Below are 19,686 nucleotides of genomic sequence, written 5' to 3' on the forward strand. Positions count from 1 at the left end.
GATGGATCGCTTGGCACTGGCAAAAAATGTCGTTGTCGTGGGGCTGGGCGTGACCGGGCTGTCTGTGGTGAATTATCTGAAAAGACAGCCTGTGGCACCGCAGATCCGGGTGATTGATACCCGTGCCAATCCGCCGGGTCAGGATCAGTTACCAGCGGATGTCGTGCTGAGTGCCGGTGCGTGGCAGATGGACTGGTTGCTGGCGGCCGATCTGATTGTCACCAATCCTGGTGTGGCATTAGCGACACCGCAATTGAAAACGGCTGCCGACGCAGGAATCCCGATTGTCGGCGATATCGAACTCTTTGCCTGGGCGGCGGATAAACCTGTCGTCGCCATTACCGGTTCAAACGGAAAAAGTACGGTCACCAGCCTGGTGGGTGAAATGGCAGCGGAAGCTGGCATTAAAGCTGGTGTCGGCGGCAATATCGGCCTGGCGGCACTCAATATGCTGGGACAACAGAATGCGCTGTATGTTCTGGAACTGTCGAGCTTCCAGCTGGAAACGACAAGCTCGCTGGATCTGGTTGCGGCGGCCTATCTGAATCTGTCTGAAGATCATATGGACCGATACGACAGCTTTGCGGATTACGGCCTGGCAAAGCAGCGGATTTTCCGTCATGCCCGGCTGGCGATCAGCAACCGGGACGATGCAGCGACACAGCCCGCTGAATTTGTAGGTAAACAGACCAGTTTTGGTTTTGATGACCGGGATTACGGTCTGATCCAATATCAGCAGGAAGAATACCTTGCCGTCAACGGTGAACCGGTTTTGCCGAGCCGGGAGCTGGCGCTGGTAGGCCGTCATAATGTTGCCAACAGTCTGGCTGCGCTGGCACTGGCCGATGCGGCCGGCATTGACCGTGAAGCATCCTGCCGGGTACTGCGCCGGTATACCGGCCTAGCACACCGTTGCCAGCGTGTGGTTCAGGCCCACGGCGTAGACTGGGTCAACGATTCTAAAGCAACAAATCTCGCCAGTACGCTGGCGGCGCTGAACGGACTCTCGATCCCGGGCCGTTTGCATCTGTTGGTTGGCGGAGACAGCAAAGGCGCAGATTTTGCGCCGTTGAAAGCCATTCTTGAAACACTGAACGTGCAGCTGTACTGCTTCGGTCGTGACGGTCACCGGTTTGTTTCTCTGACTGCCAATCCGGTCGTGGTGGAAACGCTGGATCAGGCGATGGCAATGGCCGCGGCCGATGCAACAGCCGGAGACATGGTTCTGTTGTCACCGGCTTGCGCCAGCCTGGACCAGTACCCGAACTTTATGGCTCGCGGGGATGCCTTTGCGGAACTGGCGCAAAGCCTGAAAGATCAGGTGCGGGGAGCGCACGTATGCTGAAAGGGGTCACAGAAGCCCTGTTCGAAATCAGCCAGTGGTTCAGCCGGCCGGCACCGCCATGTCAGTATGACCGGCAACTGGTGTGGATCAGCCTGTCTCTGATGGTGACCGGGCTGGTAGTGGTGAGCTCGGCTTCTGTCCCGGTTGCCACCCGACTGACTGATATTCCTTTCTATTTTGCTCTGCGCCATGCCTTCTTTCTGGTTTGCGCGTTGCTGATTGCAGCGCTGATGGTCCAGGTTCCGCTGGCGCGCTGGCGACAGCTCAGTGTCCCGATGCTGTTCGTCTCACTGGCGTTACTGGTGATCGTGCTGGTGCTGGGGCGCTCGGTCAACGGTGCGGTGCGCTGGATCCCGCTGGGGATTTTTAACTTGCAGCCAGCCGAAGTTGCCAAGCTGTCGCTTTTTGTCTTTCTGTCAGGATATCTGGTGCGTCAGTATCAGCAGGTCCGACAGAGTTTTTACGGTTTTATCAAACCCCTGGCAGTTCTGGCGCTGATGGCGATTCTGCTGTTGCAACAGCCGGATCTGGGTTCTTTCGTGGTGATGTTTGTGACCACGGTTGGCATGCTGTTTATTGCCGGGGCCAGGTTGTGGCAGTTTCTTGCGATGCTGTCGATGGCTCTGGTCGGCATTGTGATGCTGATTGTTTTTGAGCCTTACCGGATGCGACGGGTGACAGCGTTCCTGGATCCCTGGGAAGATCCCTTCGGCAGTGGCTATCAGCTGACCCAGTCGCTGATGGCTTTTGGCCGGGGTGACTGGCTGGGGCAAGGGCTGGGAAATTCAATTCAGAAACTTGAGTATCTGCCGGAAGCCCATACGGACTTCGTTTTTGCCGTTCTGGCTGAAGAGCTGGGACTGGCGGGAGTGACTGTTGTATTACTGCTGATTTTTGCGCTGGTCTTTAAGGCACTGCTGATTGGCCGGAAAAGTTTGCAGTCCGGTCAGTTGTTCGGTGGCTTTCTGGCGTTCGGGATAGGCTTTTGGTTTGCCTTTCAGACGCTGGTTAATGTGGGAGCCGCGGCCGGCATGGTGCCGACCAAAGGTCTGACTTTGCCGCTGATCAGTTATGGTGGCTCCAGCTTATTCATAATGTCGACCGCAGTGGCAATCTTACTGCGTATAGATCATGAGCAGCGCCATCAGGCACGCTTCGGCCATGCTCAATCAAGTGATGAAAATGACAATGACGAAAAATAAACGCCTGTTGATCATGGCAGGCGGTACAGGCGGCCACGTATTTCCGGCGCTGGCTGTGGCCCGACAGCTCCAGCAGCAAGGCTGGGAAATTCGCTGGCTGGGCACCGCGGACCGGATGGAAGCCGAGCTGGTACCTAAGCATGGTATTGAGATTGATTTTATTCAGGTCAAAGGATTACGTGGTCAGGGACTGAAGAAGCTGCTGGCTGCACCGTTCCAGATTCTGGGCGCCATTGCGCAGGCCCGTCGTTATATCAAGGCCTGGCAGCCGGATGCTGTGCTGGGGATGGGCGGATATGTCAGCGGACCGGGTGGCGTGGCTGCCTGGCTCAGCGGAATTCCGGTGATTTTGCATGAGCAGAATGCCGTGGCGGGTTTGACCAACCGCTGGCTTTCCCGAATTGCAGCCAGTGTATTGCAGGCGTTTCCGGGTGCGTTTCCGGGAAAAACGGTGGTCGGAAATCCGGTTCGCCGTGACGTGACTGAACTGGCCGGGCCTGAATTACGGCTGGCCGGACGGCAAGGTCCGACCCGTATTTTGGTGATGGGCGGAAGCCAGGGCGCGCGGATTCTTAATCAGACGCTGCCACAGGCTGCGGCAATTCTGGGCGAGACCGTTGATATCTGGCATCAGGCCGGAAAAGGCAATCAGATGGTGACCGAACAGGCATATGCCGATGCCGGTGCGTCTCAGTACAAAGTGACTGAATTTATTGATGATGTGGCATCCGCTTACGACTGGGCTGATTTGGTGGTCTGTCGCTCCGGTGCTCTGACCGTTTCAGAACTGTCAGCAGCCGGTGTCGGTGCGATTTTCGTTCCTTTTATGCATAAGGACCGCCAGCAGGCTCTTAACGCCGACCATTTAGTCGCTTGCGGCGCCGCTTATATGATTGAGCAGCCGGAACTGACGGCAGATAAACTGGCTCAGCTGATTGTCACATTGGACCGCCCTGCATTGCTGAATATGGCCGGGGCGGCGAGAAAAGCTGCAATACTTGACGCAGATGTCCGGGTGGCAGATGTGATCAAGGCGCAGGCAAAGTAACAGATAAGAGAACAGAGTGATGAATAAACTGGATAACCAGCAAATAGCCAAAATCAGAACGATGGTGCCAGAAATGCGCCGGGTTGAGCGCATTCACTTTGTTGGAATAGGCGGTGCCGGTATGAGTGGTATCGCTGAGGTACTGCTGAACGAAGGTTATCGGATCAGCGGCTCAGATATCACGCCGAATTCTGTGACTGAACGTCTTTCAGAGCGCGGTGCAGAGCTGTTTTTCGGCCATGCCAGCAGTAACGTGGAAGGCGCCAGCGTCGTGGTCGTTTCGACGGCGATTGCTGCGGATAACCCGGAGCTGAAAGCCGCGCGTGCATTGCGTATTCCTGTGGTACGCCGCGCTGAGATGCTGGCAGAGCTGATGCGTTATCGTCATGGTATTGCCATTGCCGGTACGCACGGAAAAACCACCACCACAGCACTGACAACTCAGATTTACTCAGAGGCTGGCCTGGATCCAACGTTTGTGAACGGCGGTCTGGTGAAAAGTGCCGGAACCAATGCCCGTCTGGGATCCAGCCGTTATCTGATTGCTGAAGCGGATGAAAGTGATGCGTCGTTTATCCACCTGCAACCGATGGTGTCGGTGGTGACGAACATTGAAGCAGACCACATGGATACCTATGGTGGTGACTTCGAAAACCTCAAACAGACCTTTATTGATTTTCTGCATAATCTGCCGTTCTACGGTCTGGCGGTGATGTGTATTGATGATCCGGTCGTGCGTGAACTGTTGCCGCGCGTCGGCCGCCAGGTGATCACTTACGGTTTTTCTGAAGATGCGGATGTACGTCTTGTTGATTACCGTCAGCAGGGGCAGCAGGGCCATTTTTCGATCCTGCGAAAAGGCAAGCCAGCTTTGTCGGTGACGCTGAATATCCCGGGTCGCCATAATGCTCTGAATGCGACCGCTGCTGTGGCTGTTGCGACGGAAGAAGGCGTAGAAGATGACGCGATTCTGCGTGCGCTGGCTGAGTTCGAAGGAACGGGTCGCCGATTTGACCACCTGGGCGAGTTTGAAACCGGAAAAGGGAAAGTCATGCTGGTGGATGACTACGGTCATCACCCGAGTGAAGTTGATGTGACAATCCAGGCGGCTCGTGCCGGTTGGCCGGACAAACGGCTGGTGATGATCTTCCAGCCACACCGCTACAGCCGGACGCGTGATCTTTATGATGATTTTGCCAATGTGCTGGAGCAGGTGGATGTCCTGCTGATGCTGGATGTTTACAGTGCGGGTGAAGCTCCGATTCCGGGCGCTGATGGCCGCTCATTGTGCCGGACCATTCGTGGCCGGGGTAAGATCGATCCGATTTTTGTTCCGAATGCAGCCGCATTACCTGCCGCTCTGGCGAATGTTATGCAAGAGAATGACCTGGTCCTGACGCAAGGTGCTGGTGATGTTGGTAAAATTGCACGTCAACTGGCTGCACTGGGGCTGGATGAGAAAGAAATGAAGAAATAATGTGCTCCAGAGCCAGCCTGTCGTTAAAATCTGGGATATTTTGTGTCACTTTCTTGCGCTTTTTCGCTAAGCTTGTGGAAAAAGGCTGAAAAATCCTGTCGATGAATATGCAATGATGTTTCACGGCAGGAAATTGCGGACAATAGTTGGAGAGCTTCGTGTTGGTCGGTATAATCGGCCAACTTTTTTGCTGTCCTCGCCTGGATCTGGTGAAATTTTATGACAGGTAAGTCTTCACTTCGCTTGTCTGGTGATCAAAATAACGGCAGACTGATATGGTTCAGGAAATGAAGTGTTAAATCATGACTGAGGCAGCCTTAAAGCAGAATCATTGGGTTTCCGGCCCATGGTCCCAGTGGCGCGGCCTGAGCTTTCTGGCTTTGGTGATTGCCGGGATGATCTGGCTCTTTGTATCCGTGATGCACTGGATGACAGATGCCAACCGGATGCCGCTGTCGCAACTGATCATTCAGGGCGATCTGGAACATCTGACAACGGAGCAGGTGAGACAGGGAATCCTGAAGATGGGGGCATTAAGCAGCTTTATGCTGCAGGATGTTGATGAAATTCAGTATACACTGGAATCGCTTCCCTGGGTTGCGCAGGCATCGGTCCGCAAACAATGGCCGGATACGGTAAAAGTTTATCTGGTCGAGCACCGGCCTGCGGCGGTCTGGAATGACAAGTTTCTGGTCAATCAGCAGGGACAGGTGTTTGAGGCGCCTGCGTCGGACGTATCCGGTGAATCTCTGGTAACGCTGGAAGGTCCGGACGGTAGTAGCGAAGAAATGCTTAAAACGTGGCGCGAAATGCAACCTGAGTTGCAGCGTGGCGGATTGGAAATTGTTAGGCTGTCATTGAATCAACGGCGGTCCTGGCGAATTTGGCTCAGTAACGGCATTCGGCTGGAGCTGGGGCGGGAAGCGCGACTGGAACGAATCAAGCGCTTTTTATGGCTTTACCCCGAGCTGGAACAGCAGGGCAAAGCAATAGATTATGTCGATCTGCGTTACGATACGGGTGTCGCCGTAGGTTGGCAGCAGAATAATGAAGAAGTGGTTCAGGAATAGAGCGTGCGCTAATGACGAAGGCTATAGATAAAAAACTCATCGTTGGCCTTGATATCGGTACCTCTAAAGTTTGTGCTTTGGTGGGTGAGGCATTGCCGGACGGCCTGGTGAATGTCATTGGTGTGGGCAGCAGCCCGTCTAAAGGCATGGATAAAGGTGGCGTCAACGATCTCGAATCTGTCGTCAAATCCGTGCAACGGGCGGTTGACCAGGCGGAACTTATGGCAGATTGTCAGATTGCCTCTGTATATCTGTCTCTGTCCGGGAAACATATTCGTTGCCAGACCGAGAAAGGGATGGTGCCGATTTCCGACAAAGAAGTGACTCAGGATGACGTGGATAACGTCATTCACACGGCAAAGTCGGTCAAAATCAGTGACGAGCACAGAACGTTGCACGTTATCCCGCAAGAATTTGCCATTGACTACCAGGAGGGGATTAAAAACCCGGTTGGTTTGTCTGGTGTGCGAATGGAAGCCAGCGTGCATCTGATCACTTGCCATAATGACATGGCAAGAAACATCGTGAAAGCGGTTGAACGCTGTGGCCTGAAAGTGGATCAGTTGATCTTTTCAGGGCTGGCTGCCAGCTATGCGGTGTTAACGGCGGATGAGCGTGAACTGGGTGTCTGTGTGGTCGATATCGGTGGCGGAACCATGGATATGGCTGTATGGACAGGCGGTGCACTCCGGCACGCGGAAGTGATTCCTTATGCAGGTAATGTGGTCACCAGCGACATTGCTTATGCCTTTGGCACCCCTCCGGGGGATGCTGAGGAAATCAAAGTGAAGTACGGCTGCGCACTGAGCGAATTGGTCAGTAAAGACGCCAAAGTCGACGTTCCCAGTGTGGGCGGACGACCGTCGCGCAGCCTGCAAAGCCAGACACTCGCGGAAGTGATTGAACCGCGTTACAGCGAATTGCTGGGTCTGGTGAATCAAAAGTTGGTGGAAATACAAGAACAACTGCGTAATACGGGTGTCAAACACCAGCTGGCAGCTGGTATCGTGTTAACCGGCGGAGCCTCACAAATGGAAGGGCTGGTAGAATGTGCTGAACGGGTATTCCGCAATCAGGTACGTTTGGGCCGACCGCTGGCATTAAGTGGCTTAACGGACTATGTCCAGGCCCCGCATTACGCAACGGCAGTAGGCTTACTGCATTACGGAAAGGACAGTCAGACATTTGAAGATAGTGAGTTGGAGCCCAAGCGTTCAGTGGCAGGCTTGTTCACTAAAATTAGTGGTTGGCTACGAAAAGAATTTTAAACCTGATGCGAACAGGAAAAACGGAGAGAACACATGTTTGAACCGATGATGGAATTGTCTGATGAAGCGGTAATTAAAGTCATTGGCGTTGGCGGTGGCGGTGGTAACGCTGTTGATCACATGGTCCGTGAGTCGATTGAAGGCGTACACTTCATCAGTGTGAATACTGATGCTCAGGCGCTGCGTAAAAGCAACGTTGGCACAGTGATCCAGATTGGCGGTGACATCACGAAAGGTTTGGGTGCAGGTGCTAACCCTCAGGTTGGCCGTGACTCAGCGCTGGAAGATCGTGAAGCGATTCGTGAAGCACTGGACGGTTCAGATATGGTCTTTATCGCGGCTGGTATGGGCGGTGGTACCGGAACCGGTGCTGCACCGATTATTGCTGAAGTTGCGAAAGAGCTGGGTATTCTGACCGTTGCTGTGGTGACCAAGCCTTTTAGTTTCGAAGGTAAAAAACGCATGGCGTTTGCGGAGCAGGGTATTGAGGAGCTGTCTAAGCACGTCGATTCTCTGATCACGATTCCGAATGAAAAACTGCTGAAAGTGCTGGGCCGTGGCATCACATTGTTGGACGCCTTTGCAAAAGCCAATGATGTACTGAAGAACGCGGTACAGGGCATTGCAGAGCTGATCACCCGTCCGGGCATGATCAACGTCGACTTTGCGGACGTACGTACCGTGATGTCTGAGATGGGTCATGCCATGATGGGCAGCGGTGTTGCGACCGGTGAAGACCGTGCGGAAGAAGCTGCTGAAATGGCGATTTCCAGCCCGCTGCTGGAAGATATCGATCTGGCTGGTGCTCGTGGTGTTCTGGTCAACATTACCGCAGGTCTGGATATGCGTCTGGATGAGTTCGAAACTGTCGGTAATACAGTGAAAGCATTCGCTTCTGATAATGCGACTGTGGTGATTGGTACTTCACTGGATCCGGACATGAGCGATGAGCTGCGTGTCACAGTTGTTGCGACCGGTATTGGCAAAGAAACGAAGCCTGATATTACGCTGGTTACGAACACGGCTAAACCTGCAGTGCAGGAAAAGCCAGTGGTTCAGCAAGAGCCGCAGGAAGAAACGATCAAGCCTCAGACCGTGCAACCAGCGGCGGAGAAAAATGTCCAGTCAGGTGCGGCAGCAACAGCGGCAAAGCCGAAGCAGCAAGCCGACCATGACTACCTGGATATCCCTGCGTTTTTACGCAAGCAGGCAGACTAATTTTAAAAAGTTTGGGTTAGATCACAATTGATGGTAAGATGACCGCCTGGCCGCATTAAAGTTTGCACCATGGCGGTCGATATATAATCATCAGTCAGTTGAGACGAGTAAGCAGATGATCAGACAACGTACACTAAAAAGCATCGTGAAAACGATTGGGGTGGGTCTTCACTCTGGTCGTAAAGTGACGCTTATTCTGCGCCCGGCCGCAGCAAATACTGGTGTTATCTATCGTCGTACGGATCTGAATCCGCCGGTGGATTTTCCGGCAAATGCTGATTCTGTGCGAGATACAATGTTGTGCACCGCGCTGGTGAACGATCAGGGCGTACGCATCTCAACTGTTGAGCACCTGAATGCCGCGCTGGCTGGTATGGGCATTGATAATGTGATTGTGGAAGTGGATGCACCGGAAATTCCGATTATGGACGGTAGCGCCAGCCCATTCATTTATCTGCTGCAATCTGCCGGGATTGAGACACTGAATGCGCCGAAGCGTTTTCTGCGTCTGAAAAAAACTGTTCGTGTTGAAGATGGCGACAAGTGGGCAGAGCTGAGACCTTACAATGGTTTCCGTCTGGACTTCGCGATTGAATTTAATCATCCGGCGATCGATGCAGATCAGCAACGTCTGGTTCTGGACTTTTCCAGTCAGTCGTTTGTGAAAGATATCAGCCGCGCCCGAACTTTTGGTTTCATGCGTGATATCGAATATCTGCAGTCACAGAATCTGTGCCTGGGTGGTAGCTTCGATAACGCCATTGTTCTTGATGACTACCGCATCCTGAATGATGAAGGTCTGCGTTTTGACAATGAGCTGGTGACACATAAAGTACTGGACGCTATTGGTGATCTGTACATGTGCGGTCACAATATCATTGGTGAAATGGTCGCTTATAAGTCCGGCCATGCCCTGAACAATAAATTGCTCCGTGCTGTTTTGGCTGACCAGGAAGCTTATGAGTGGTCGACCTTCCAGGATGAAGCGGACGTGCCTGTTACTTTTGCTCAACCGGGTATGGTACTGGCCTAAGCTCTTTTTCTTCTGCTCGCGACCGGCCCTGCAAGGACATCACTTGCGTGAAATAGGTTGGTCCTGCGGGCAGAACATCTCCTATCCTTTTTGATACTGCCCTCCATTGACACTTAGTCTTTTCAATCTCTCATTGAACACCTCAAAGAACATCTGCATCTGATCCGTAAAGATAATCCCTTGATTTTCAACGATCTGATAGTCACTTTCTTCAACTATTATTGATAAGTGCATGAAAAAATAAGCTTTTACTGGATGGGAAGCGCAGCCATTGTTCTGAAAAGCTGTTGACGGCGTGATGGCGCCAGACGCAATCCTCTGAAATCAGTGAGGGATAAATAGGCTTCTGTAGTTTGATATCACATCGCTCAACGAGCGTTTGAGAGATGTGAAGAAACCGAGCAGATTATTTATTTTTGTTTGCCAGTGCAGCCAGTCGTTCCAGGCGGGCTTTAATCTTTGCCGGGGCATCCTGAGCAGTTTCCATGAGTGACTGGGCGGCACGTTCGGAAATGGGTTTGCGTTTCAGAACTGGCGTTTTATCGGCTTGGATCGGTTCTGCAGCCAGTGAAGGATTGATACTGATTTGAATATCCTGCAATTTGGGCAAGGTGTGCTCACGCAGCCGGTTGATGAGTTGATTGCGCTCATAATTCAATCGCATCGACCAAGCGGCAGATGCAACCTCGATCACCAATATGCCCTGACGATAGTTACTGACACGGCATGCCTGGGCGCAGCTGAGATATTGCTGTACCTGGCTGTTGAGTTTGTGAAGTGCCATCGCTCGTTGCTGGATATTGCCCAGGGCACTGTCATCATCGAGCAAACTGGCTGTCGTCTGGGGACGGTGATCTCTCATAGAAATGCCGAAAACCTCAATTAAATGAATGCGAAGAACCCACGGAACGGAGTGAGATCTAAGTTTTTGTATCTGGTTGCGAAGTTATTGTGATAAGTCTAGGCGTTCCTGCAATTATTTTTTTATCATAACAAATTCGGAGCTGTTCGGGGCCGGCTTGGTGAATGGTTCCATTTCACAAAGCATGTTATTGTGCCTGATGCCCTTGAAATTCCGTTCGGGAAACACAATATCACCGTTACTGACATTTGTTTTCATCCCGGCGACAGTCATGATTGTCTGTCTGGAGAGGGGCGGAGCAAGGAAATGCTTCGTTATGATGGCAATTTTTGAGTCCTCAGCCTGCGCCTGTGCTGGGATCTGATATCACAAAGAGTAAAACGGCACCGCCATGTTATCAAAACTACTGACTAAAGTTATCGGCAGCCGCAACGACCGTACCATTCGACGTTTGCGTAAAATTGTTGATCAGATCAACAAGCTAGAACCTGAATTTGAGAGCCTGCAGGATGAAGAACTGAAGGCAAAAACAGCTGAGTTTCGTCAGCGGCTGGATCAGGGTGAAACCCTGGACCAATTGTTGCCTGAAGCCTTTGCGACTGTTCGTGAAGCCTCCAAACGTGTCTTCGGCATGCGTCATTTCGATGTTCAGATGATTGGTGGTATGGTTCTGAACAATCGCCAGATTGCTGAAATGCGTACCGGTGAGGGTAAAACCCTGACGGCGACCCTGCCTGCTTATCTGAATGCGTTGACCGGTAAAGGTGTTCACATTGTTACGGTGAACGATTATCTGGCGAGCCGGGATGCAGAGACGAACCGTCCGCTGTTCGAATTCCTGGGAATGACTGTAGGTGTGAACCTGTCCCAGATGCCGCCACAGGTGAAGAAAGAAGCTTACGCCTGTGACATTCTGTACGGAACCAACAACGAATTCGGTTTCGATTATCTGCGCGATAACATGGCTTTCCGTCCGGAAGACCGGGTCCAGCGTGAGCGTTTCTTTGCCGTAGTGGATGAAGTGGACTCCATTCTGATTGACGAAGCCCGTACCCCACTGATTATTTCCGGTCCGGCAGAAGACAGCTCTGAGCTTTATACCAAGATTAATACGTTGATCCCTGAACTGGTCAGACAGGACAAAGAGGACAGCGAAGAATACCGTGGTGAAGGGCACTACACGGTCGATGAAAAATCCAAACAGGTTCACCTGACAGAAAACGGTCAGGAGTTTGTTGAAGAACTGCTGAAGCAGCATGCGCTGATGCAGGAAGAAGACACCCTGTACTCTCCGGCCAATATCTCTCTGCTGCACCATGTCAATGCAGCGCTGCGTGCACATGTCCTATTTGAGCGCGATGTTGACTACATCGTGAAGGACAACGAGGTCATCATTGTTGATGAGCACACCGGCCGTACGATGCCGGGACGTCGCTGGTCTGAAGGTCTGCATCAGGCTGTTGAAGCCAAAGAAGGTGTGAAGATTCAGAACGAAAACCAGACGCTGGCTTCGATCACCTTCCAGAACTATTTCCGTCTGTATGAAAAACTGTCTGGTATGACAGGTACAGCAGACACTGAAGCCTTCGAATTCCAGTCGATTTATGGTCTGGAAACAGTCGTGGTTCCGACCAATAAGCCAATGATCCGTGATGATATGGGTGATCTGGTTTACATGACGGAACGCGAGAAGTTCGAAGCGATTATTGAAGATATCAAGGCGCGTGTCGCCAATGGTCAGCCGGTGCTGGTCGGTACGGTCTCGATTGAGAAATCTGAGCTGTTGTCAAATGCGCTGAAGAAATCCGGAATTGCGCATCAGGTGCTGAATGCCAAGTTCCATGAAAAAGAAGCCGAGATTATTGCCCAGGCGGGTAAGCCGGGCACAGTGACGATTGCGACCAACATGGCCGGTCGTGGTACGGATATCGTGCTGGGTGGCAGCTGGCAAAGTGAAGTCGAGCTGCTGGAAAACCCGACTGAAGAACAGATTGCGTCGATCAAAGCCGCGTGGAAAGAGCGTCATGAAGCGGTTCTGACATCCGGTGGTTTGCATATTATCGGTACTGAGCGTCATGAATCCCGTCGTATCGATAACCAGCTGCGTGGTCGTGCCGGTCGCCAGGGCGATGCCGGTTCTTCCCGTTTCTATCTGTCGATGGATGACGGTCTGATGCGTATCTTCGCCTCTGAACGTGTTTCTGCCATGATGAAGAAACTGGGTATGGAAGAAGGCGAAGCCATTGAGCACCCATGGGTGACCAAGGCTATTGAAAATGCCCAGCGTAAGGTTGAAGGCCGTAACTTCGATATCCGTAAACAGCTGCTTGAATTTGATGATGTCGCGAACGATCAGCGTAAAGTGGTTTATGAGCTGCGTGATGAACTGATGTTTGCTGAAGACATCAGTGACATGATGGTCCAGAACCGTGAAGATGTTCTGAACAGCGTGATTGATACTTATATTCCGCCGCAGTCCCTGGATGAAATGTGGGATATCCCGGGACTGGAAGAACGACTGAGAGTCGACTTCGATCTGGATCTGCCGATTCAGGATTGGCTGGATAAAGATGACAAGCTTTATGAAGAAGCGCTGCGTGAGCGTGTCATTTCGGAAGCCGTGCGTGTTTACGATGAGAAAGAAGCGGCAGTGGGTGCGCCAGTCCTGCGTAACTTTGAAAAAACTGTGATGCTGCAGAATCTGGATACTCTGTGGAAAGAGCATCTGGCAGCGATGGATCACCTGCGTCAGGGAATCCATCTGCGTGGCTATGCGCAGAAGAACCCGAAACAGGAATACAAGCGTGAGTCTTTCGAGTTGTTCCAGGATATGCTGGAAAACCTGAAATCTGATGTTATCGCGATCCTGAGCAAGGTGCGGGTGCAGCAGCAGGAAGAAGTAGACCGGGTTGAAGCTGAGCGTCAGCGTATGGCTGAAGAAATGGCCCGCCGTCAGCAGTTTAACCATCAGGAAGCAACCAGTGCTGTGGCTGAAACCAGTCAGGGTGGCGAAGACAGCTTCTCGGGTGGTGAGCGCAAAGTTGGCCGAAATGAGCCGTGTCCTTGTGGGTCAGGTAAAAAATATAAGCAGTGCCACGGTCGTATCAGCTGATAGAATCGGGTGAAGCTTTGTTCGAAGGCCGCTATTGCGGCCTTTGTTTTGTTCTGACTCAGGTTAAAATTGTATTCGGATTAACATCCTGGAGTTCAGGGTGTAAGTAAAGATTGAAACAGGTAAGCAGCGTGGAAAAAAAACGAGTCTGGATATCAGCTGGCATTATTCTGAACAGCCAGCAGGATAAAGTATTTATTACCCGTCGTCCGGAAACCTCCCATAAAGGCGGGTTCTGGGAATTTGCCGGCGGTAAGGTCGAACTCGGTGAAACAGCGGAACAAGCGGTCATCCGGGAGCTGAATGAAGAAGTGGGCATTGTGGCAACCGAGCTGGAGCACTTTATTGCACTGGAGCACGATTATCCGGAGAAGGCCCTGAAATTCGACTTTTTTCTGATCAAAGCTTTTGACGGCGAAGCTTATGGCCGGGAGGGTCAGCCGGGGCAATGGGTTGCGCTGGAAGCACTCCGGGATTTCGCTTTCCCTGAAGCGAATTATCCCGTGATTGACAAGCTGCTGGCCCGGTAAGCCTGTCGGGTTATTGGTGCGGGTCTCTGAAAACAGAGAACCGCACATCCGCATTACATCTCTTCAGACCAGCCGTCGGAATCCGACAGATCCGGTGCACCGGGAATGGCTTTTTCTTCCGCTGCCCATTCACCTAAATCAATCAGTTGACAGCGTTTGGAGCAGAAAGGCCGGAAAGGGCTTTGCTCACCCCAGACCACGTCTGTTTGGCAGGTGGGACATTTGACGATTGTCGGTGTTCTTGATTGCGACACGTTAACCTCAGCAAATCGCTAGTGTGAATTCAATGCATTCGGCAACCGGGTTGCCTGTTGTTGCCTGCCCTTCATCAAACGGCAGGAAACGAACAGCGAACCGGCTGCGATGTCCGGATATCATAGGATAAACCCCATAACTCGGGCAAACCTGCAGACGCAGCAGGCTGGCATTGTCGGCATCATGCTGGAAAAATCCGTTGCGGGCAACCCGGGGTTTAAACTGACCCGACTCGCGTGTCACTCTCAGCCACAGCTGAAGTGCCCGGGCCATGGGCTGAAGCTGTTCATACCAGGCGGCCATATCGGCCTGTTTTCTGTCAAAAGACAGGTGCAGCCAGTGGTGCAGGCTGGGCAGGTCAAAGCAGCAACTGCCTCCCGGCAGCGAAAATCGCTGCTTGATTCCGGCCAGAAACCGATCTTCCCGGAGGTGCTGACCCAGCCGGGGCGCAGTGATCAGGTGGTGATGTACCGATGTCATCTGATCCAGCAGGGCAAGGACAGCGGTTTGATCAACGCCATCAACATCCAGCCACTGTTTGATTTGCAGCTGTTGTTTATCAAGATCTTTGGCCAGTTCACTTTTGACCTGTACTTGATCGAGAATATCGAGAATGTCGAAAAGGGCGCGGAAAAAGACCTGATATTGCCAGGGATCATCAGAATCACGGGCATGGTTGATCTGGAGCATCAGGTACTCCAGTCGCAGGTAAATACGGACTTTTTCGTTTAACGGGTGCTCAAAACGGGTTGTCTGCATAGTTGCGGGCCTGTTTGTTGATCTCTGGTGTAGGTTCAGTTGCGACCGGGTTTTTCGCTCAGGCGCAGGTATTGCTGGTGCAGCCTGGCCACTTCGCCGCGCAGCTTGTGGCTGTCGCCATTGTTGTCGATGACATCATCTGCGGCAGCGAGACGTTGCTCCCGGGTCGCCTGTGCGGCCAGAATCTTACGGACCTGAATGCCATCGACTTGATCCCTGCTGGTGGTACGGGCGATCTGAACGTCTTCGCTTACATCAACAACCAGGAGCCGATCGGTCATCTTCTGGAGCTGGTTTTCTACCATTAAGGGTACAACCAGTAGGCAATAAGGCGAGTTGGCCTGGCTGATCTCCTGTTGCATTTGCTGACGAATCATTGGATGGAGCAGGCTATCCAGCCAGGCTTTTAAGGCTGGCTCATTGAAGATCGCCTCTCTGAGTTTACTGCGGTTGAGCTGGCCATCTGTCAGCAGGATGTCAGCACCCAAACGAGTTACGATTGCTTTCAGGCCTTCTGAACCGGGAGCCACAACTGCCCGGGCAATCACATCAGCATCAATGATATCAATCCCATAGTTGGCAAACAGATTGGCGACAGTTGTTTTTCCGCTGCCGATACCCCCGGTCAGGCCGATCACCAGAGTCATAGCGCATATCCTAAATAAGTGCCGACATACCACGTCAGAACCGGAGAGCCCCACAGTAAGGCTGCCCAGCCGGCAAGTGCGAGGTAGGGGCCAAATGAAAACGGTGTCTGTGCAGTTTTTTCGGATTCACTGCGTTGCATACGTAATAAAATGATGCCACAGACAGTGCCAAGCAAGGAAGAGAGCAGCACGATAAAAGGCAGTAACTGCCATCCTGCCCAGGCGCCCAGAGCCGCCAGAAGTTTGAAATCGCCGTATCCCATGCCTTCTTTGCCGGTCAGCAGTTTGAAGAGCCAGTATAGGCTCCAGAGTGACAGGTAACCGGCCATAGCGCCAATGACCGCAGATTCCAGACTGACCGGTCCGACTCCCAGCAATGCCAGCAGCAGTCCCCCCCAGAGCAGGGGAAGAGTGAGCTGATCCGGCAGCAGCATTTTGTCGATGTCGATAAACGTCAGAGCAATCAGCACAAAACTGGCAGCGATCACGGCCAGACTCCAGACTGATGGAGGCAGGACCAGTGCAACCGTCAGCGCTGCCAGAGAAGATAAGAACTCAATCGCAGGGTAGCGGGCGCTGATTTTCTGTTTGCAGTGACTGCACCGGCCGCGTAGCACTAACCAACTGATGACAGGGATATTTTCCCATGCCCGGATGCGGTGCTGGCAATGCGGACAGTGTGACGCCGGTACGCTGAGATTGAAGGCTGGCTGCGTCTCGACAGGACCGTATTCAGGAAAGCAGGCTGCACAGTCTGCACGCCACTGTCTTTCCATCATGATCGGCAGGCGGTGAATGACCACATTCAGAAAACTGCCGATGATCAGGCCCAGAAGGGCGGCAGCAAGAGGATAAAGCCAGGGATAGTCGATCAGCAGTGCCATGAGAAGACTCAATTTCCGTCAAGTTATCGCAACAAAAGGCTATTTTAGCCTGAATATATTGCCGGTAGCGAGTTATCCCACCACTTTCATTAAATCGAAGACAGGTAAGTACATGGCCAGCAGTAATGTCCCGACCAGTGCACCAATCAACAAAATGAGTAATGGCTCTGTCAGGGTGGTGAGTGTTTTGAGCTGGTGGGACAGCGCACTGTCATCCTGATCCGCCAGCCGGAGCAGCAGTGTATCGAGCTGACCGGTTTCTTCTCCGACCATGACCATGTGAACCAGACGATCAGAAACGCAGGCCTGCTGTCGGAGGGCCTGATGGAGTGGTTGTCCGGCAGAGACCTGACGGGAAGCCTGGCGATAGGCTTGTTCTAAAGCCCGGTTTCCGCAGGTAGCGGAGGCAAGTTTTAACCCGCTCAGCAGGGGCAGACCTGCCTGAAAGGTAATTCCCAGTGTGCGGGTGAATCTGGCTTGTGCGGCCAGCTGCCAGAGCGGGCCGAGTAACGGACAGCGGAGGCCGTACCGGTGAATGCGGGCCTGCCATAGGGGGCTCCGCTGATATAAAAGCCGGCTACACCCTATCAGGAATACAAGAGCTGTGACTGCAGGCAGCCCGATTTCTCTGAAGCGGTCGGAGAGAGCCAGAACGGTCCGGGTCAGCCAGGGAAGCTGATTGCCCATACTGGCAAACAGGCTGGCGAATTGAGGGATCACCCAGGCAAGCATCAGTGTGGTGACAGCTGCAGCTACCAGACATACCGCCGCCGGGTAGACCAGAGCCTGTTTCAGGTTGCGTTGTAATGCCTGGGATTGCTCCCGGTAAGTCGCGATCTGAGCCAGCATCTGAGGCAGTTGTCCAGCCTGCTCTCCGGCGGTGAGCAGACTGCAGAGCGTCGTGTCCGGAAAGGGCAGAGAGTCAGCCAGCGCATCAGACAGCGGGCGCCCTGACGCCACCTGCGTCCCTAAGCGGCGGAGGAGTGCGGCAGGTGCCATCCGTGACTGTTCACGAGCCAGCAGAGTCAGTGCGCTGGAAAGCGGCAGCGATGCGTGGAGCAGAAGACTCAGTTGGCGCAGGAGCTGTGTCAGATCCTGTTGCCGGAGGTCATGGCGACGGCGGGTTAACCAGCCCGGCCTTCGACGTCGCATTGCCAGCAGGGTTATCTTTTCAGCTTTCAGCCGCTGAACGATCTCTTCGGGATCATAGGCGGCGGCCAGTCCCTGAGTGCGCTGCCCGTTCTGATGTCGTCCGCGCCAGAAGAAATAACGCAGCTGTACTGACAGCTTCATCATGCCGTCTTCATCAATTGGGTGAGCGGATCAGATGCGAGGACGCGCCGTAACTCACTCAGGCTGGTGATCCCCTGACGCAGCAGCCGGATACCGGCGGTTTCCAGAGACAGGCCATCGACCGGGGTCTGGGTCATGGTGAGGGTATTGTCTGCCGTTGGTGCGGATGAATTTGACATACAGAGCTCGAACAGGCCGGTCCGGCCAAGATAGCCCTGATTGCAGTATTCGCAGCCTTGCGGGCTGGCTTCGTACAGGGTAATCGGGAGCTCAGGATGGTTTTGCAATGAATCCGGCAGGGAAACAGCTTGCCGGCAATGGGGGCACAGACAGCGCACCAGACGCTGGGAAATAATCAGGCTCAGTGATGCGCCGAGTTCATAAGGCGCGATGCCAAGATGCCCCAGCCGGGTCAGGGTTTCGGCAGCAGAATTGGTATGCAGCGTCGAAAGTACCAGATGTCCGGTTTGTGCAGCTCTGACGGCCATGGCTGCGGTTTCCTGATCACGGATCTCGCCGATCATGATGACATCCGGATCCTGGCGGAGAAAAGTACGTAAGGCGGATGAAAAATCGAGCCCGATGACCGGGTTGATCTGGAGCTGATTGATCCCCGGCAACTGGATCTCTACCGGATCTTCCGCAGTACAGATATTCCGGTGTTCCTGGTTCAGCCAGCTCAGTCCGGCATAGAGCGACAGTGTTTTCCCGCTGCCTGTGGGGCCGGTGACCAGAATCAGTCCTTGCGGCTTTCGCAGGGCATTTTCGAAGGCTTCCCGCTGGGAGTCCGGGTAACCCAGATGTTCAAGGGAGAGTGGAATGTGGTTGTTATCGAGCAGTCTCAGAACGATTTTTTCTCCCCATTGTGCCGGGAGCGTGGACACTCGCATATCGACGGTCATGTTCTGGTTCAGTGCCAGTCTGAAACGGCCATCTTGTGGCAGACGGCGTTCGGCAATATTGAGCCGGGCAAGAATTTTCAGCCGGGCAGTCAGCCGGACGGCTAAATCCGTTGGCTGGTTGGCATAGATCAGCAGCAATCCATCACACCGAAAGCGGATCCGGCAGGATTGCTCGAAAGGTTCGATGTGAATGTCGGAAGCCTGTCGTCGGATTGCATCCAGCAGAAGCTGGTTCAAATAACGGCTGAGCGGCGCGTCATCGTCTTCCGGAGTGGCATCGGATCGTACCGGTGACTCGGTCAGCGGCATCAGATCCTGTTCACTGACGGGAGTCATATTGAGAGTACTGGCAACCTGCTGACCATACACGCGACGGATCGCATTCTCCAACTGTTGCCGGGGCAGCAGCACGGGCTGAATGGTCAGTCCGGTTGCGAACCTGCACTCATCCAGGCTGCTGGTTTCCGTGGGATCTGCAATCCCCAGAGTTAAAATATTGTTGTCGATGGCCAGCGGCAGAATCCGGTGTCTTTCGATCAGCGGCCGGATAGCCAGCTGCTGGCACAAGCTCTGATAGTCAAACTGGTGGACATCTGCCACAGACAATGAAAACAGGTGAGCCAGGTGCCGGGCCAGATCTTTGTCGGTAAACACGCCAGTCCGGATGAGTGCTTCGGGATACCCGATATGGTGTTGCCGGACTTCGTGCTGAACCTTGTCGATTTCGGTTAGGGAGATCAGGCTGGCCTGATGCAGCGCAGAGAGGAGGGAGCGGGTCATT

At 53.2% G+C, this 19,686-nt stretch carries 17 protein-coding genes; 10 read left to right on the forward strand and 7 right to left on the reverse strand.

Going from position 1 to position 19,686, the window contains the following annotated elements:
• Window position 1 precedes the first annotated feature (1 nt).
• From murD to lpxC, 8 genes are all read left to right on the forward strand, one after another.
• Window positions 2-1,345 carry a UDP-N-acetylmuramoyl-L-alanine--D-glutamate ligase gene (murD, locus tag ACYP03_RS17630; protein WP_459781336.1) on the forward strand — a complete coding sequence of 448 codons (1,344 nt, stop codon included), beginning with the start codon at window positions 2-4 and terminating at the stop codon, window positions 1,343-1,345.
• Entirely contained in the window at window positions 1,339-2,547 is a 1,209-nt protein-coding gene (gene ftsW, locus ACYP03_RS17635; protein WP_459781338.1) for a cell division protein FtsW, read from the forward strand. The genes murD and ftsW overlap by 7 nt, the downstream gene beginning before the upstream one ends.
• The gene (gene murG, locus ACYP03_RS17640) at window positions 2,534-3,595 is read left to right on the forward strand and encodes an undecaprenyldiphospho-muramoylpentapeptide beta-N-acetylglucosaminyltransferase (protein WP_459781340.1); all 1,062 of its coding nucleotides are present in this window, start codon (window positions 2,534-2,536) and stop codon (window positions 3,593-3,595) included. The genes ftsW and murG overlap by 14 nt, the downstream gene beginning before the upstream one ends.
• Window positions 3,596-3,614: 19 nt before the next feature.
• Window positions 3,615-5,072 carry a UDP-N-acetylmuramate--L-alanine ligase gene (gene murC, locus ACYP03_RS17645; protein ID WP_248143922.1) on the forward strand — a complete coding sequence of 486 codons (1,458 nt, stop codon included), beginning with the start codon at window positions 3,615-3,617 and terminating at the stop codon, window positions 5,070-5,072.
• 302 nt (window positions 5,073-5,374) lie between these two features.
• Window positions 5,375-6,142 carry a cell division protein FtsQ/DivIB gene (locus ACYP03_RS17650; RefSeq protein ID WP_459781342.1) on the forward strand — a complete coding sequence of 256 codons (768 nt, stop codon included), beginning with the start codon at window positions 5,375-5,377 and terminating at the stop codon, window positions 6,140-6,142.
• Window positions 6,143-6,153: 11 nt separating this feature from the next.
• Window positions 6,154-7,410, forward strand: a complete 1,257-nt coding sequence (gene ftsA / locus ACYP03_RS17655; RefSeq protein ID WP_248143924.1) for a cell division protein FtsA — start codon at window positions 6,154-6,156, stop codon at window positions 7,408-7,410.
• Window positions 7,411-7,443: 33 nt separating this feature from the next.
• Window positions 7,444-8,628, forward strand: coding sequence for a cell division protein FtsZ (ftsZ, locus tag ACYP03_RS17660; RefSeq protein ID WP_248143925.1), 1,185 nt, complete (start codon window positions 7,444-7,446; stop codon window positions 8,626-8,628).
• A gap of 115 nt (window positions 8,629-8,743) precedes the next feature.
• Window positions 8,744-9,661: a UDP-3-O-acyl-N-acetylglucosamine deacetylase gene (gene lpxC / locus ACYP03_RS17665; protein WP_248143926.1), complete on the forward strand. Its 918-nt coding sequence runs from the start codon at window positions 8,744-8,746 to the stop codon at window positions 9,659-9,661.
• Between the two features lie 406 nt (window positions 9,662-10,067).
• Here lpxC and ACYP03_RS17670 read toward each other — a convergent pair whose 3' ends face one another.
• The gene (locus ACYP03_RS17670) at window positions 10,068-10,523 is read right to left on the reverse strand and encodes a DUF721 domain-containing protein (RefSeq protein ID WP_248143927.1); all 456 of its coding nucleotides are present in this window, start codon (window positions 10,521-10,523) and stop codon (window positions 10,068-10,070) included.
• A gap of 391 nt (window positions 10,524-10,914) precedes the next feature.
• On the opposite strand from ACYP03_RS17670, the gene secA reads away from it, so the two are divergent.
• Together secA and mutT are read left to right on the forward strand one after the other, a co-directional pair.
• Window positions 10,915-13,635 (forward strand): preprotein translocase subunit SecA, encoded by a 2,721-nt coding sequence (gene secA, locus ACYP03_RS17675; RefSeq protein WP_459781345.1) that lies wholly within the window; start codon window positions 10,915-10,917, stop codon window positions 13,633-13,635.
• A 131-nt stretch (window positions 13,636-13,766) separates the two neighbouring features.
• On the forward strand, window positions 13,767-14,165 hold the full coding sequence (gene mutT / locus ACYP03_RS17680; protein WP_248143929.1) for an 8-oxo-dGTP diphosphatase MutT: 399 nt from the start codon (window positions 13,767-13,769) through the stop codon (window positions 14,163-14,165).
• A gap of 53 nt (window positions 14,166-14,218) precedes the next feature.
• Here the strand turns inward: mutT and yacG are convergent, their stop codons facing one another.
• From yacG to ACYP03_RS17710, 6 genes are all read right to left on the reverse strand, one after another.
• Window positions 14,219-14,419: a DNA gyrase inhibitor YacG gene (gene yacG, locus ACYP03_RS17685; protein WP_248143930.1), complete on the reverse strand. Its 201-nt coding sequence runs from the start codon at window positions 14,417-14,419 to the stop codon at window positions 14,219-14,221.
• Between the two features lie 7 nt (window positions 14,420-14,426).
• A complete protein-coding gene (gene zapD, locus ACYP03_RS17690) occupies window positions 14,427-15,179 on the reverse strand; it encodes a cell division protein ZapD (RefSeq protein ID WP_330961460.1) in 753 nt (250 codons plus the stop codon).
• 35 nt (window positions 15,180-15,214) lie between these two features.
• A complete protein-coding gene (gene coaE / locus ACYP03_RS17695; RefSeq protein WP_459781348.1) occupies window positions 15,215-15,826 on the reverse strand; it encodes a dephospho-CoA kinase in 612 nt (203 codons plus the stop codon).
• A complete protein-coding gene (locus ACYP03_RS17700; RefSeq protein ID WP_459781350.1) occupies window positions 15,823-16,710 on the reverse strand; it encodes a prepilin peptidase in 888 nt (295 codons plus the stop codon). The genes coaE and ACYP03_RS17700 overlap by 4 nt, the downstream gene beginning before the upstream one ends.
• Before the next feature lie 72 nt (window positions 16,711-16,782).
• Complete coding sequence (locus tag ACYP03_RS17705; RefSeq protein WP_459781351.1) at window positions 16,783-18,006, reverse strand: type II secretion system F family protein; 1,224 nt, start codon at window positions 18,004-18,006, stop codon at window positions 16,783-16,785.
• Entirely contained in the window at window positions 18,003-19,685 is a 1,683-nt protein-coding gene (locus ACYP03_RS17710) for a GspE/PulE family protein (protein ID WP_459781353.1), read from the reverse strand. The genes ACYP03_RS17705 and ACYP03_RS17710 overlap by 4 nt, the downstream gene beginning before the upstream one ends.
• Window position 19,686: the final 1 nt, after the last annotated feature.

The sequence above is a fragment of the Photobacterium sp. R1 genome, assembly GCF_054600795.1.